Source organism: Streptomyces sp. NPDC107498 (assembly GCF_055582805.1).
Genome location: NZ_JBVJPE010000013.1, coordinates 170,192 through 183,384, shown reverse-complemented (window position 1 = coordinate 183,384; position 13,193 = coordinate 170,192). Strand labels below are relative to the sequence as shown.

General features: G+C 74.7%; 13 protein-coding genes and 1 other RNA gene. 4 read left to right on the top strand and 10 right to left on the bottom strand.

What is annotated here, in order from left to right; all coding sequences use genetic code 11:
* Positions 1–10 precede the first annotated feature (10 nt).
* The 5 genes from ACZ66Z_RS23480 to rnpB all read right to left on the bottom strand — a co-directional run bounded on the left by ACZ66Z_RS23480 (position 11) and on the right by rnpB (position 3,401).
* On the bottom strand, positions 11–334 hold the full coding sequence (locus tag ACZ66Z_RS23480; protein WP_469936932.1) for a nuclear transport factor 2-like protein: 324 nt from the start codon (positions 332–334) through the stop codon (positions 11–13).
* A gap of 79 nt (positions 335–413) precedes the next feature.
* Positions 414–1,460: an excalibur calcium-binding domain-containing protein gene (locus tag ACZ66Z_RS23475; RefSeq protein WP_469936930.1), complete on the bottom strand. Its 1,047-nt coding sequence runs from the start codon at positions 1,458–1,460 to the stop codon at positions 414–416.
* Positions 1,461–1,545: 85 nt separating this feature from the next.
* Complete coding sequence (locus ACZ66Z_RS23470; protein ID WP_469936928.1) at positions 1,546–2,007, bottom strand: VOC family protein; 462 nt, start codon at positions 2,005–2,007, stop codon at positions 1,546–1,548.
* A 101-nt stretch (positions 2,008–2,108) separates the two neighbouring features.
* Positions 2,109–2,882, bottom strand: coding sequence for a glycosyltransferase family 2 protein (locus ACZ66Z_RS23465; RefSeq protein ID WP_469936926.1), 774 nt, complete (start codon positions 2,880–2,882; stop codon positions 2,109–2,111).
* A 120-nt stretch (positions 2,883–3,002) separates the two neighbouring features.
* An RNA gene (gene rnpB / locus ACZ66Z_RS23460) (RNase P RNA component class A) lies at positions 3,003–3,401 on the bottom strand.
* A gap of 137 nt (positions 3,402–3,538) precedes the next feature.
* Here rnpB and ACZ66Z_RS23455 point away from each other — a divergent pair.
* Complete coding sequence (locus tag ACZ66Z_RS23455) at positions 3,539–4,462, top strand: hypothetical protein (RefSeq protein WP_469936924.1); 924 nt, start codon at positions 3,539–3,541, stop codon at positions 4,460–4,462.
* Here the strand turns inward: ACZ66Z_RS23455 and ACZ66Z_RS23450 are convergent.
* On the bottom strand, positions 4,407–5,849 hold the full coding sequence (locus ACZ66Z_RS23450; RefSeq protein ID WP_469936922.1) for an RNB domain-containing ribonuclease: 1,443 nt from the start codon (positions 5,847–5,849) through the stop codon (positions 4,407–4,409). The genes ACZ66Z_RS23455 and ACZ66Z_RS23450 overlap by 56 nt on opposite strands.
* A gap of 159 nt (positions 5,850–6,008) precedes the next feature.
* Between ACZ66Z_RS23450 and yaaA the strand changes: the two genes are divergently transcribed.
* Positions 6,009–6,776, top strand: a complete 768-nt coding sequence (yaaA, locus tag ACZ66Z_RS23445; RefSeq protein WP_469936920.1) for a peroxide stress protein YaaA — start codon at positions 6,009–6,011, stop codon at positions 6,774–6,776.
* A 63-nt stretch (positions 6,777–6,839) separates the two neighbouring features.
* Positions 6,840–7,487 (top strand): bifunctional 4-hydroxy-2-oxoglutarate aldolase/2-dehydro-3-deoxy-phosphogluconate aldolase, encoded by a 648-nt coding sequence (gene eda / locus ACZ66Z_RS23440; RefSeq protein ID WP_469936918.1) that lies wholly within the window; start codon positions 6,840–6,842, stop codon positions 7,485–7,487.
* 70 nt (positions 7,488–7,557) lie between these two features.
* On the opposite strand, the gene ACZ66Z_RS23435 is transcribed toward eda, so the two are convergent.
* The 4 genes from ACZ66Z_RS23435 to ACZ66Z_RS23420 are packed head-to-tail and all read right to left on the bottom strand — an operon-like array spanning position 7,558 to position 11,789.
* Positions 7,558–9,138 (bottom strand): bifunctional RNase H/acid phosphatase, encoded by a 1,581-nt coding sequence (locus ACZ66Z_RS23435; RefSeq protein WP_469936916.1) that lies wholly within the window; start codon positions 9,136–9,138, stop codon positions 7,558–7,560.
* The gene (locus ACZ66Z_RS23430) at positions 9,138–9,881 is read right to left on the bottom strand and encodes a zinc ribbon domain-containing protein (RefSeq protein ID WP_469937009.1); all 744 of its coding nucleotides are present in this window, start codon (positions 9,879–9,881) and stop codon (positions 9,138–9,140) included. Before ACZ66Z_RS23430 ends, ACZ66Z_RS23435 begins: the two co-directional genes overlap by 1 nt.
* Positions 9,878–10,696, bottom strand: coding sequence for a Nif3-like dinuclear metal center hexameric protein (locus tag ACZ66Z_RS23425; RefSeq protein ID WP_469936914.1), 819 nt, complete (start codon positions 10,694–10,696; stop codon positions 9,878–9,880). Before ACZ66Z_RS23425 ends, ACZ66Z_RS23430 begins: the two co-directional genes overlap by 4 nt.
* A gap of 58 nt (positions 10,697–10,754) precedes the next feature.
* The gene (locus ACZ66Z_RS23420) at positions 10,755–11,789 is read right to left on the bottom strand and encodes an ABC transporter substrate-binding protein (RefSeq protein ID WP_469936912.1); all 1,035 of its coding nucleotides are present in this window, start codon (positions 11,787–11,789) and stop codon (positions 10,755–10,757) included.
* Between the two features lie 231 nt (positions 11,790–12,020).
* Between ACZ66Z_RS23420 and ACZ66Z_RS23415 the strand changes: the two genes are divergently transcribed.
* Positions 12,021–13,160: a hypothetical protein gene (locus tag ACZ66Z_RS23415; protein WP_469936910.1), complete on the top strand. Its 1,140-nt coding sequence runs from the start codon at positions 12,021–12,023 to the stop codon at positions 13,158–13,160.
* Positions 13,161–13,193 lie beyond the last annotated feature (33 nt).

Sequence of the window (13,193 nt, the reverse complement as noted above, 5' to 3'; positions counted from 1 at the left end):
CGGAGGGTCGTCAGGCCTGGCCGGTCTCGAACCGGGAGACCTTGTCGCCGTCGACGGTGAACCGCCACCTGGTGCGCATCTCGCCCCAGGTGTCGTTGCGGTAGCGGGCGACGAGGGCGCGGCCGCCGTCCGCCTCGTTCTCGACGTCCATGTGCCCGCGCGAGGCGAACACCTCCTTGTCGAGCCACTCCCGCACGTCGCGGTCGGAGCCGTCGTCGGACATGGTCGCGTCGGGGGTCAGGGCCTCGAAGAGGGCGGCCTCGTCGTTGGCGTTGAGAGCCGTGACGAAGGCGCGCACGGCCGGGTCGCTGAGCTTGTTCACGGGAAGGGTCATGCCCCACCCGTACACCCGCGGGGCGCCCGCCTCCGGGTGCCCCGGCCGTGAGGTCCCCCCGACAGCGGCCTCCGGACCGTCAGGACCAGTCGCAGGCCTTGCCGTCGCCGTCCCGGTCGAGGCCGGAGCGGTAGCCGGGCTGGCCACGGTGGATGGGGGCCTTGCCGGCGGCGCGGACGGCGTCGCAGTTCTTGTAGTAGGCGAGGCCGCCGCCGTCGGACCCGCCGTCGGATCCGCCGGAACCCGAGCCGGAGCCCCCCGAGCCGCTGCCACTGCCGCTGCCGCGGCGGTCCGGGTCGGGGTCCGGGTGCAGCCGGGCGTCGTCCTCGCTCGGGCAGGAGAGGCCGGGGCGTGCGAGGGAGAGCCGGACGGACGTGTGCCGCGGGTCCTCGATGTCCTCGCCCGCCTCCGGGTCCTGGAAGCAGATCCGCCAGTCGTCGTGACCGGATGCCAGATCGACGTCCGTGTAAACGCTGTCGCCGCGGATCCCGGTCAGGCCCGCCTTCCGGAGGATCGCGGAGCCGGTTCCGAAGGTCTTGCCGACGACGTCCGGCACCTCGGGGAAGACGACGGCCTCGCCGTCCCGCGCCGGGCAGGGACTGGCCCCGTCGACGACGGCGAACTCGATCCGGCTCCGCCGCCCCTCCTCGGTCGTGGTGGTCTCCCCGGCCGCCGGATCCTGGAAGCACACCTTCCAGTTGCCGTCGACGAACTGCATCCTGTCGTCCTCGGTGGCGTCGTGCGAGCGCGCCCGGAAGCCCGCCCCGTACGCCGCGTCCTTCGCCGCCTTCAGGTTCTGCCCGGTGTAGTCGGCGACCACCCGCCGCACGAGCGGGCGCGGGGTGGGCGTGGGCGGGGCGTACGGGGTGAAGGACGGGAAGCCGGTGACCCGTGGCCGGGCGTCGGCCGCCGCGGGCCGGTCCGCCGGCGGGTCACTGGTGCCGACCGCCACGAACCAGACGGCGGACAGGACGGTCGCGAGGACCTTCCGGCCGGGCGACCAGCGGGTCCGCCAGGCCAGCACCATGCCGGCCGGCGGCATGAGGAACAGGCAGAGGACGACGAACCCGGGCCGCCGCCACCACCGCTCCTCCCGGACCGGACCCTTGTCCAGCGACACGCCCACGCGACCCTGCCCCTCCCCGATGACGTCTCAGCGCCCCACAGGGTATGACCTGCGGTTTCGCCGCTCGCACCCAGGGTCCGGACGCTCAGTCCAGGCAGAACTCGTTGCCCTCGGGGTCGGTCATCACGATGTGGCCGGCGCTCATCGGCGGGGCGGGCTCGAAGCGTCGCACCCGCTTCGCCCCGAGGCCGACGAGCCGGTCGCACTCGGCCTCCAGGGCCGCCATGCGCTCGTCCCCCACGAGGCCGGGGGCGGCGCGGACGTCGAGGTGCACCCTGTTCTTGGCGACCTTGTCCTCCGGCACCCGCTGGAAGAAGACGCGGGGGCCCTGCCCGTCCGGATCCTCGATGGCGGACCTGGAGTCGCGCTCCGCCTCCGGTACGCCGATCCTCGCGAGGAAGTCGTCCCAGGCGGCCAACGGGTCGGCGCCCTCGGGCAGTTCGACCCCGGGCGGCCCGGGGTGGACGTACCTCAGCGCGTCGCGCCAGAAGGAGGACAGCGTGCGGGGATCGTGGGCGTCGAAGGTGACCTGGAAACGGTTGCTCATGCGGACGTGCTCCCTTCGCAGCGGTTCGTCAGCCGACCGTATCGGAGCCCTCCGACACCCGCCCGTCCGCGCCGAGCCCGGGGCGCACGGCGGGGCGGCGCCTAGATCCGCGAGTTGCGCAGGGACTGCCACGTGGCGCCGGCCAGCGCCCGCGTCGACCGGGGGACCGACAGGCCCTCGTGCTCGCGGTACAGCTCCCAGTTGTACCGGACCAGCGACAGCTTGTTCGAGGACAGTGATCCCGCCTGGTGGGCCCTGTACACCGCGAGCGGCTCGGTCAGACCCCGGGCGTCGGCACCGTCGCGCATGATCGAGAGCCACAGGGCGTAGTCCTGTCGCTTCCGCATCTCCGGCATCAGCCGCGTGCCGAGGACCGTGCGGTCGTACATGGCGGTCAGGGCGCCGATGTGGTCCCGGACCAGCATCGCCCGGTAGTCCACGTGCTCCCGCGCGCGGACCACGCGCCCGTTCGGGACGAAGTCGGTGCTCTCGCCCTCGTGATCGCTGTCCATCTTGAAGTACGAGGTGAAGGTCAGGGGCGCGTCACCCGCCGCGGCGAACGCGATCTGCCGCTCGGTCTTCTCCGGAAGCCACATGTCGTCGCTGTCGAGGAAGGCGACGTAGTCCCCCCGGGCCCGCTCGATGGCGAGGTTCCGTGCCCGGCCGGCACCGCCCTGCTCCGGGGCCGACCGCGGCTTGACGCGCTCGTCCTGCCGGGCGAACTCCATGAGCAGGTCCATGGAGTCGTCGGAGGACTTGTCGTCGGTGACCAGCAGCTCCAGGTCGGTGTGGGTCTGCGTGAGGACCGACCGGACCGCCGCACCGAGGGTCGCCGCCGAGTTGTACACGGGCATCACGACGGACACCAGGGGCACAGCACTTCTCCTTGTCAGGCGGAAGACGACGGTCCATTCAAGCACCGGTCGGGCACGGGAATCGTGGAAGGGCCTCCGACCGGGCGGAACCCGGCCGGAGGCCCTCCCCACGTGGGCCGACAGACGAGTCGGGCTGTACGCCGGGTTCTGTGCCCCGGGACCTCGCGGTCGTCGGGGCGACGGCCATCCATCTAGGACCGGCGTTGCCGCCGGCCTCGTGCGGTCTACCCGCGGACTCGGGCGAGCAGCCCTCGAACATCCGCGCAGGGACACCGGGGTGTCCCCTCTTGACCTTGCTCCGGGTGGGGTTTACCTAGCCGCCTGAGTCACCTCAGGCGCTGGTGGTCTCTTACACCACCGTTTCACCCTTACCGGGGACCGAGGTCCCCGGCGGTCTGTTTTCTGTGGCACTGTCCCGCGGGTCACCCCGGGTGGCCGTTAGCCACCACCCTGCTCTGTGGAGCCCGGACGTTCCTCGGGAAGATCCGAGGATCTCCACGCGGCCGCCCGCCCGGCTCGTCTGCCGTGCCGACCATGCTACCTGCCGATGCGCGGCGACTCGACGGGGTGCGGGGTGGGAAAGGAGGGGGCGAGGGGGACGCCGGTTCGAGGGGGAAGAGGGGGCGGGGTCGATGACGGGTGCGCGGAGGCCGGAGGTGCCGGACGAGGGGGGCGGCCCGGTGGCGGAGCCGGTGGTCGGCGGCGCCGGACGCGCGACGGCGCGCGGCCGGGCGGGCGGCGTGCCCGCGCGCGGTCGGGGGCTGCGGCTGCTGCGCGGGGTCGCGTGCGCCGCGCCGCCCGTCGAGCTCGTGCTCCTCGTCTGTCTTCTGGCGGGCGTACGGGTGCCCGGGGGCGTGCTGCTCGCCGGGGAGCTGCTCGTCCTGGGGGTGCTCGTCGCCGAGGGCCTCGTCTGGACGCGGCTGCGGCGGCGCGGGCTGTCCGCCCGGGAGGCCCTGGGCGAGCTGGTGCCCGGCCCCGTCGTGCGGCTCGTGGGGCACGAGCTGCGCCTGATGGCGAGCCTGGGGCGCTGGGCCGCGCGGCGGCGGCACGGAACGGCGGGAGCGGACGGGGTGTTCCCGCACGCCCGGGACCAGGCGGCGCTGATGTACGGCTTCGCGTTCGTGTGCCTGGTCGAGACGGTCGGCATGTCGTACCTGCTCGACGAGTGGCCCCTCGTCCACGCGGTCTTCCTCGTCCTGGACGTCTACACCGTGCTGCTCGTCCTGGGGCTGCACGCCGCCTCCGTGACCCGCCCGCACACGCTCGCCGGGAACGTCCTGCGGCTGCGGCAGGCCGCGCACGTCGACGTGGCCGTCCCGCTCGACCGGATCTCGGCCGTCCGCCGTGAGCTGTGCTTCTCGCACGAGCGGGCCGAGGGCGAGCTGAACCTCGCCGTCGGCTCCCAGACCTCCGTCACGATCGAGCTGGCCGGGCCGGTCGACGCGCCCCGGCTGCTCGGCGCGCCCCGTCCCGTACGGCTGATCCGGCTGCACGCCGACGACCCCGGGGCCCTGTACGAGGCGCTCACGCGGGCGCGAACAGGACCTTCGCCGTCCCCGGGTCCGCTTCCGACAGCCTGACGCGCAGCCGCTCCCCCAGGGGGAGCCCCGTCCCGCCGCCCTCGATCCGGGCGACGACCGCCGGGTCCTCCAGGTGGACGGTGCCGACGGCCGGTTCGCGTTCCTTCACGTCGATGACGTACGCGTCGAAGACCTCGCCGATCCGTTCCTTCAGGAGGGCCGCCTCGACGATGTCGACGCTCTCGCGTTCGACGGCGTTGGCCCGGCGGGCGCCGGTGGCCATCTCGTCGGGCAGGGCGGGCAGGGCGGCCCGTACCCACTCGGGCGGCTCGTCGCCGGCGACGGCCGCCACGCACAGCTCGCCCGCGTACCGGTCGACGAGGCGGCGCAGCGGGGCGGTGGCGTGGGTGTACTCGTCGGCGACGGCGGCGTGCACGGCCGGGGTGGGGACGTGGCCGTCGGTGAAGACCGTGTAGCCGGCGCCGCGCAGCAGGGTGGTGCACTCCTGGAGGAAGGCGGCGTGGCGCGGGTTCGTGGGGTCGGTCGAGCGGACGACGTCCGCGTACGAGACGTGGTGCGGCCAGTCGACGCCGAGGGCCCGGGCGGAGCGGCGCAGCCGGGCGACGGCGCCGTCGGGGGCGGTGGGGAGGGTGCGCAGGACGCCGGTGCCGGCGGCGGTCATGAGGTCGGCGGCGGCCATGCCGGTGAGGAGGGAGATCTGGGCGTTCCAGCCGTCGGCGGGGAGCGGGGCCCGGTATTCGAGGGTGTAGGTGTGGTCCCGCTCGACGATCTCCTGCTCGGGGACGTTGAGGGAGATGCCGCCGCGTTCGGCTTCGAGGGACTCGCGGAGCCGGCCGATGTCCCGGAGGAGGGCGAGCGGCTCCTCGGCGGTCCCGTCGTCGATCCGCCGCTGCACGCCCGCGTAGTCGAGTTTGGCGCGGCTGCGGACCAGCGCGCGGCGGACGTCGGTCGCGACCCTCCGCCCCTCGGCGTCGAGGTCGATGCGCCAGAGCAGGGCGGGGCGGGGCTCGCCGGGGAGCAGGCTGGCGGCACCCTCGGAGAGGACGGCGGGGTGGAGGGGGACCTTGCCGTCGGGGAAGTAGAGGGTGAGGACGCGCCGGTGGGCCTCGGCGTCGATCGCACCGCCGGGGGTGACGAAGGCGGCGACGTCGGCGATGGCGTAGTGCACGCGGTAGCCGCCGTCGGCCCGGCGGGCCAGGTGCACGGCCTGGTCGAGGTCCGTGGAGGAGGGCGGGTCGATCGTGAAGAACGGCAGGTCGGTGGCGTCGTACGGGGGGAGCCGGGGGTTCTTGGCGGCGGTTTCCGCCTCGGCGAGGACGGCGGGCGGGAAGGCCTCGGGGATCGCGAGCTCGGTACGGAGTGCGCGCAGGGCGGCCCGCAGCGGAGCCTCGGCTGCGCCGGTCACGTGGAGGTGGCGGCGGGGCATGGACCGAGCGTATGAGCTGGGGCGGGGCGCGGCACCTCGTACGGAGGAATTCGTACGGGGCCGGGGGCCGGTCACGCGGGCGGGGGCGGGGTCCGGGACCTCGTACGCTGGACCGTCGGGGCCGCACCCCCATCCCCGTACGGACGAAGGAGAACCACCGTGCTCGTGCTGTTGCCGCCCTCCGAAGGCAAGGCCTCCTCGGGGCGCGGGGCGCCGCTCAAGCCGGAGTCGCTGTCCCTGCCGGGGCTCGCGGACGCGCGGGCGGCGGTCCTGGACGAGCTGGTCGAGCTGTGCGCCGCCGACGAGGAGAAGGCGCGCGAGGTGCTCGGTCTGAGCGAGGGGCTGCGCGGCGAGGTCGCGAAGAACGCGGAGCTGCGGACGGCGGGCGCGCGTCCGGCCGGGGAGGTCTACACGGGCGTGCTCTACGACGCGCTGGGTCTGGCGACCCTGGACGCGGCGGCCCGGGAGCGGGCCGGGAGCTCGCTGCTCGTGTTCTCGGGGCTGTGGGGCGCGGTGCGGGTGACGGACCGGATCCCGTCGTACCGCTGCTCGATGGGCGTGAAGCTGCCCGGCCTCGGGGCGCTCGGCGCGCACTGGCGGGGGGCGATGGCCCCGGTGCTGCCGGAGGCGGCCGGGGACGGCCTCGTCCTGGACCTGCGTTCGTCGGCGTACGCGTCCGCGTGGAAGCCGAAGGGCGAGGTCGCGGCCCGGACGGCGACGGTGCGGGTGCTGCACGCGCCGACCCGGAAGGTGGTCAGCCACTTCAACAAGGCGACGAAGGGCCGGATCGTGCGGAGCCTCCTGGAGGCGGGCGCGGAGCCGGGTTCGCCGACGGAGCTGGTGGAGGCGCTGCGGGACCTGCGGTACGTGGTGGAGGAGGGCGGGAAGGCGGGGGTGCTCGACGTGCTCGTGGACGAGATCCACTGACGGTCGTTGCATGCTCCGCAACGATCGTTGCGGGGGCCGCTCGCCCTGGGCAGGATGACGCCCATGACGAGCGTGTTCGGCCTTGCCCCGGGGGACCGTGACGTCCCCGTCGTCCCCGTCGTCGTGATCGAGGACGCCGCCGACGCGGTGCCCCTGGCGCGGGCCCTGGTGGCCGGCGGGCTGCCGCTGATCGAGGTCACCCTGCGCACTCCGGCCGCGCTCGACGCCGTCCGCGCGATCGCGGCCGAGGTGCCGGAGGCGGTGGTCGGCGCGGGCACCGTCGTCTCGGCGACCGGGGTCGCGGACGCGGTGGGCGCGGGGGCGCGGTTCCTGGTCAGCCCGGGGTGGACCGAGCGGCTGCTCGGCGCGATGCGGGACTCCGGCGTGCCGTTCCTGCCGGGGGTCTCGACGGCCTCGGAGGTCGTGGCCCTCATCGAACGCGGGGTCGAGGACATGAAGTTCTTCCCGGCCGAGGCGGCGGGCGGCGTCCCGTATCTGAAGTCCCTCGCGGGCCCGCTCCCCCGGGCCCGCTTCTGTCCCACGGGCGGCGTCTCCCCCGGATCCGCCCCCGCCTACCTGGCCCTGCCGAACGTCGGCTGCGTCGGCGGTACGTGGATGCTGCCGCCCGCCGCCCTCGCCGCCCGTGACTGGGGGCGCGTGGAGTCCCTCGCGCGCGGCGCGGCGGCGCTGCGGGCGCCGGTCGGCGCGTGACCGGAGCGGGCCGGGTCGGGACGCGGGCCCGGCCCTCGATCGTGCGGGCGCCGTCGCCGGCGGCCCGCGGCTACCTCAGGTGCGAGGTGTCGTTGAGGAGCCGCACGGAGGCGTTGCCGTCGGCGTAGTAGGCCACGGCCGAGATCGAGGCGGCCGACAGCTCCATCCGGAACAGCGACTCCGGCGGGGCGCCGAGCGCGAGCCGGACCAGGGTCTTGATCGGCGTGACGTGGGTGACGAGGAGGACCGTGCGGCCCGCGTACGCGGCGGTCAGCCGGTCCCGGGTCGCGGCGACGCGCCGGGCGACGGTCGCGAAGCTCTCGCCCCCGCCGGTCGGCGCGGCCTTCGGCGAGGCCAGCCAGGCGTCGAGGTCCTCCGGGTACCGCTCCCGGACCTCACCGAACGTCAGGCCCTCCCAGGCGCCGAAGTCGGTCTCCCGCAGGCCCTGCTCGATCCGCACGTCGAGGCCGAGGCGGGCGGCGACGACGCCGGCGGTCCGACGGCAGCGGGCGAGCGGCGAGCTGACGATCTCCTGGACGGTGCCGCGCGCGGCGAGCGCCTCGGCGACGGCCGCGGCCTGCCGCAGTCCGGCCGCCGACAGCTCGGGGTCGCTCCCCCCGCTCCCCGAGAACCGCTTCTCGGGCGTGAGCGCGGTCTCCCCGTGCCGCAACAGCACGAACGTCGCGGGCGCGCCCATGTCGGGGCCGGTCCAGCCCTGGCGGGGGGCGTCGGTCCGCGCGGGGGCGTCGGCCCGCTCGTCCGTGCCGGACGGCGCGGCCGGTGCCGCCGGGGCGTGGGGGCGGGCCGCGGGGCCCGTCGGGGCCAGGGCACCCGCCTCGGCCTCGAAGTCTCCCGAGACCTCCGCGCCGCCGGAGGCCGCGAAGGCCTCCTCGGCGGCGAACAGGGCGTCGTCCGGACCGGTCTCCGGTCCGGCGTGCGGGGTCGCCGGGCGCGCCACGGCTCCCGGCCGGACGCCCGAACCGGTGCCCGTACCGCCGGAGGCCGCACCCGCGCCCGTACCGCCGGAGGCCGCACCCGCGCCATCCGAGGCCGCATCCGCCCCCGCACCCGCACCGCCCGAAGGCCGCACCGGTCCGGAAGCGGCGCCCGCCAGTGCCGCTCGGGCCCTGGCCGCGCCCGCCGTCGCGTCGCCGGGCGGGCCCGAGGGGGGCGGGGTCGTGGCGTTGCGGGCGGCCGAGGCGTCCAGGGCTGCCGTGGAGGCGGAGGGCTCCCACTGACGGCCCCGCTTGCCCGCGTCCATCGCCTCGTTCGCGAGCCGGTCCGCGTGCTTGTTCCGCTCGCGGGGGATCCACTCGTAGCGGACGCGGCCCGCGGGGAAGACCCGTCCGGCCTCGGCCGCGAGCGGCTTCATGTCCGGGTGCTTGATCTTCCAGCGGCCGGACATCTGCTCGACGACCAGCTTGGAGTCCATGCGGACGTGGACGAGGGCGTCCGGGAAGAGTTCCCGGGCCGCCTTCAGGCCCGCCACCAGGCCCTTGTACTCGGCGACGTTGTTCGTGGCCACGCCGATGTACTCGGCGGCCTCCGCGAGGGTCTCCCCCGTCGCCGGGTCGAGGACGACCGCGCCGTAGCCGGCGGGCCCCGGGTTGCCCCGGGAGCCGCCGTCCGCCTCGACCACGAGTTCGCGCATTACAGGCCGGACTCCGAGGTGCGGACGAGGATCCGGCGGCAGTTCTCGCACCGGACGACCGTGTCCGCCGCGGCGGCGCGGACCTCGTTGAGTTCGGTGATGTTGAGCTCGATGTGGCAGCCCTCGCACTTGCGCTGGTAGAGCCGGGCCGCGCCGACGCCGCCCTGCTGCTCGCGCAGCTTCTCGTACAGCTTGATCAGGTCGGCCGGGACGGCGCCCGCGACGAGCTCGCGCTCCTTGGTGACGGAGGCGGACTCGGTGTCCAGCTCGGCCTGTGCGGCGTCGCGGCGCGCGGTGGCGTCGTCCACCTTGGCCTGCACGGCGGAGACCCGCTCGGTCAGCTCGGCGAGGCGCTCCTGGACTGCCTCGCGGCGCTCCATGACCTCCAGGACGATCTCCTCCAGGTCGCCCTGGCGCTTGGCGAGGGAGACGATCTCGCGCTGGAGGTTCTCCAGGTCCTTCGGGGAGGAGACGGCGCCGGAGTCGAGCCGCTGCTGGTCGCGGGCGGCGCGCTGGCGGACCTGGTCGACGTCCTGCTCGGCCTTGGTCTGCTCGCGGCCGCAGTCGCTCTCCTCGGTCTGCGCGGCGACGAGCAGGTCGCGCAGCTGGGTGAGGTCCTTGGTCAGCGCCTCGATCTCGGCGTGCTCGGGCAGCGAGCGGCGCTTGTGGGCGAGCTGCTGGAGGCGGACGTCCAGGGCCTGGACGTCGAGGAGGCGGATCTGGTCGGCGGGCGCGGCGTTCAGTTGGGGGCTCCAGAAGAGGTGTGGTGGGAGGACCAGGGGTCGGTGACCGTCTTCGAGACGTGGACGCGGAGGTCCCAGCCCTGGCGGTCGGAAATCTCGTCGAGCTGTGCGGCGGCCTGCTCGCACCAGGGCCATTCGGTGGCCCAGTGGGCGGCGTCGACCAGACCCAGCGGGGAGTGCTGGGTGGCCTCGGAGACCGGGTGGTGGCGCAGGTCGGCGGTGAGGAAGGCGTCGACGCCCGCGGCGCGCACGGCGTCGAAGAGGCTGTCGCCGGAGCCGCCGCTGACGGCGACGCGGCGCACGGTCATGGCGGGGTCGCCGGCGACCCGGATGCCCTGCGCGGTGGCGGGCAGCCGCTCGGCCGCGCGGGCGGCGAAGTCGGCGAGGGTCTCGGGGCGGTCGAGCTCGCAGATCCGGCCGAGGTTGTTCTCGGGGACGAGGGGCCCGGTGACCCGGAGGTCGAGCGCCCCGGCGAGGGCGTCGGAGACGCCGGGGTCGGCGGTGTCGGCGTTGGTGTGCGCGACGTGGAGGGCGATGTCCCGCTTGATCAGGGTGTGCACGACGCGGCCCTTGAAGTGGCCGGCCGCGACCGTCGTCGTACCGCGCAGGTAGAGCGGGTGGTGGGTGACGATCAGGTCGGCACCGAGGGCGACGGCCTCGTCGGCGATCTCCTGGACGGGGTCGACGGCGAAGAGGACGCGGGTGACCTCGGCGTCGGGATCGCCGCAGACGGTGCCGACGGCGTCCCAGGACTCGGCTCGCTCTGGTGGCCAGAGGGCGTCGAGCTCGGCGATGACTTCAGACAGACGGGGCACGAGGGAAAGGCTACCTGTCCCTCGCGCCCCGCCGTTCTGACCTGTGGACGACCCCGCCTTACTCGACGAGGTCCGCGCGCAGGTCGTCCAGGACGCTGTCGGCGGCCGTGACGCCGAGGCCGAGGTACCAGGTCTCGTCCGGGACGTCCTCGGCCCGGCCGGCCTTGACGGCCCTGAGGTTCTTCCAGAGCGGGTTGGCCTGGGCGGCGTCCTTCCCGGTGGCCTCGGCGTCGCCGTAGACGCCGGTGAAGATCCAGTCGGCGTCGGCCTCGTCGATCCGCTCGGGGCTGATCTCGGCCGCGAGCTCGTCGATCCGCTGGTTCTTCGGCCGGGGCAGGCCGACGTCCTCCAGGATCGTGCCGATGAAGGAGGCCTTGGCGTAGAGGCGGATCTTGCCGGGGAGGTAGCGGACCATGGAGACGGTCGGCCTGTCCGGGCCGATGTCCGCGCCCAGCCGCTTCGCCTTGGCCTCGTAGGCGGCGAGCTTCGTCTTCGCCTCGGCGGTCCTGTCGAGCGCGGCGGCGTTGAGGAGGTAGTTCTCCTTCCAGGTGAAGCCCGGGCGGACGGAGAACACGGTGGGCGCGATCTTCGACAGTTCGTCGTACTTGTCGGCGGCGCGCAGCTGGCTGCCGAGGATGAGGTCGGGCTGGAGGTTGGCGATGGCCTCCAGGTTGAGGTTGTTGATGGTGCCGACGGACTTCGGGGTGCCGGCGTCCTTCGCGAGGTAGCCGGGGATGCCGTCGTCGCCTTCGGAGGGGGCGTAGCCGACGGGCTTGACGCCGAGGGAGACGACGTTGTCGAGCTCGCCGACGTCGAGGACGACGACCCGCTTGGGGGCGGCCTCGATCTCGGTCTTCCCGAGGGCGTGGGTGAGGGTGCGGGGGAACCGGCCGGGCTTCGCGTCGGTGCCCATGGCCGCGGTCCTGGCGGCGGCGTCGCCGAAGTCCTTGCCGCCGGTGGCGACGTCCTTCTTCTTGGCCGCGTCCTCCTTCCCGGCGGGGCCGGAGGACCCGTCGCCCCCTCCGCAGGCCGCGAGCGAGAGCGCGGCGGCGAGGGCGACGGCGGCGGCGGTGCCGCGGCGGCGGAGGGACATGAGAAGGCTCCTGTAGGGGTCGTCCTGGCGGGGCGTGCGGGCACGGCCCAGCGGAGGCAGAACCTCCACTTAGGTTCGCCTTACCTTACTCGCCATGGGCCACTCCAGCACAACCACCCCCTCCCCCTCAGCCGAACCGCCGGACGGCCACCCTTATGTGTGAAGTGGGCGGGCTCGTGTTGTTCGGCTGGAAGTGCGAAAACTAGCTTCGTCGCTGGAGGTGACGAGTCGATGACAGCGTGTGCCATCGAGACCACGGCCGAGGACGACGACCGCGCCGGGAAGCAGGGCGGGGACGCCGGATGGCCGACGGGGTTCACGATCACGGCCAACGGCGCGTACGCGGCCAGGCTCGCGGGCGGGGGCGACGCCCTGTACGTGGAGAGGTGGACCCTCGACGGCCCCGAGCCGTACGCCGTGCCGCTCCCCCTCGACCAGCCGGAGGAGCCCGGCACCCGGCTGCTGCCCCTCGCGGACGGCCGGGTCCTCGTCGCCCGCCGCGTCGACGGGCGACGGAACACGTTCTCGCTGCTGTACCCCACCGGGCCGGCCACCGGCGAGCTCCGGCTCGGCGCGGTGGAGGCGCCCGGCTCCGAGCGGCTGGTGCTGCTCCCGCCCTCGCCGGACGGCATCTGCGCGTACGCGATGTGCGTCGGCCCCGACACGACGACGCTGTGGCTGGTGGCGGGCGGGGCCTTCGGGCCGGAGCAGGTGGCGGAGGTGAAGGGCCGCTGCACGGGCGGGGTGTGGCTCGACCGCACGGGCCGGATGCTCGCGCTCGACCGGCGGCTCGACGACGGGCCGGTGAAGGCGGTCGCCGTCGACCTGGAGCGGGGCGGGGAGGTGACGCCGCTGCTCCAGATCACCGAGGAGAGCGACGACCGGCTGCTGCTCGCGGACCCGGACAGCGGACTGCTCCTGATCCGCTCCGACGCGCCGGGGCACGACCGGCTCGGCTGGGGCGTGCTCGGGAGCCTGCTGCCGGTGCGGTTCCCCGAGTGCCTGCGGCTCGACGACGCGGCGGTGACGCCGTTCGCGGTGCAGCCGGGGCAGGTGCTGATGCCGGAGGGCTGCGCGGTGGCGCTGCGGATCGACGCGGCGGGCGGCAGCTGGGTGGGCACCTGGCAGCCCGCGTCCCGCCGGATGGTCCAGCTGGCGGCGCCGCAGGGCTGGCTGGCCGGGGCGGGCCTGTGGACGGCCGAGGGCGTGCTGCGGCTGCCGTACGCGACGGCCGAGGTGCCGTGCGGGCTCGCCGGGCTGGAGGTGCCGCCGGAGCCCGAGCCCGGCCCGGTGGTCGTCGAGGAGCCCCGGGTGTGCCGCCCGGTGCCCTTGCAGCAGGCTCCCCTGACGGACCGCAGGCCCGCTGGCTAGACTCACGGCCGCACAGCAAGAGCAAGACGTACG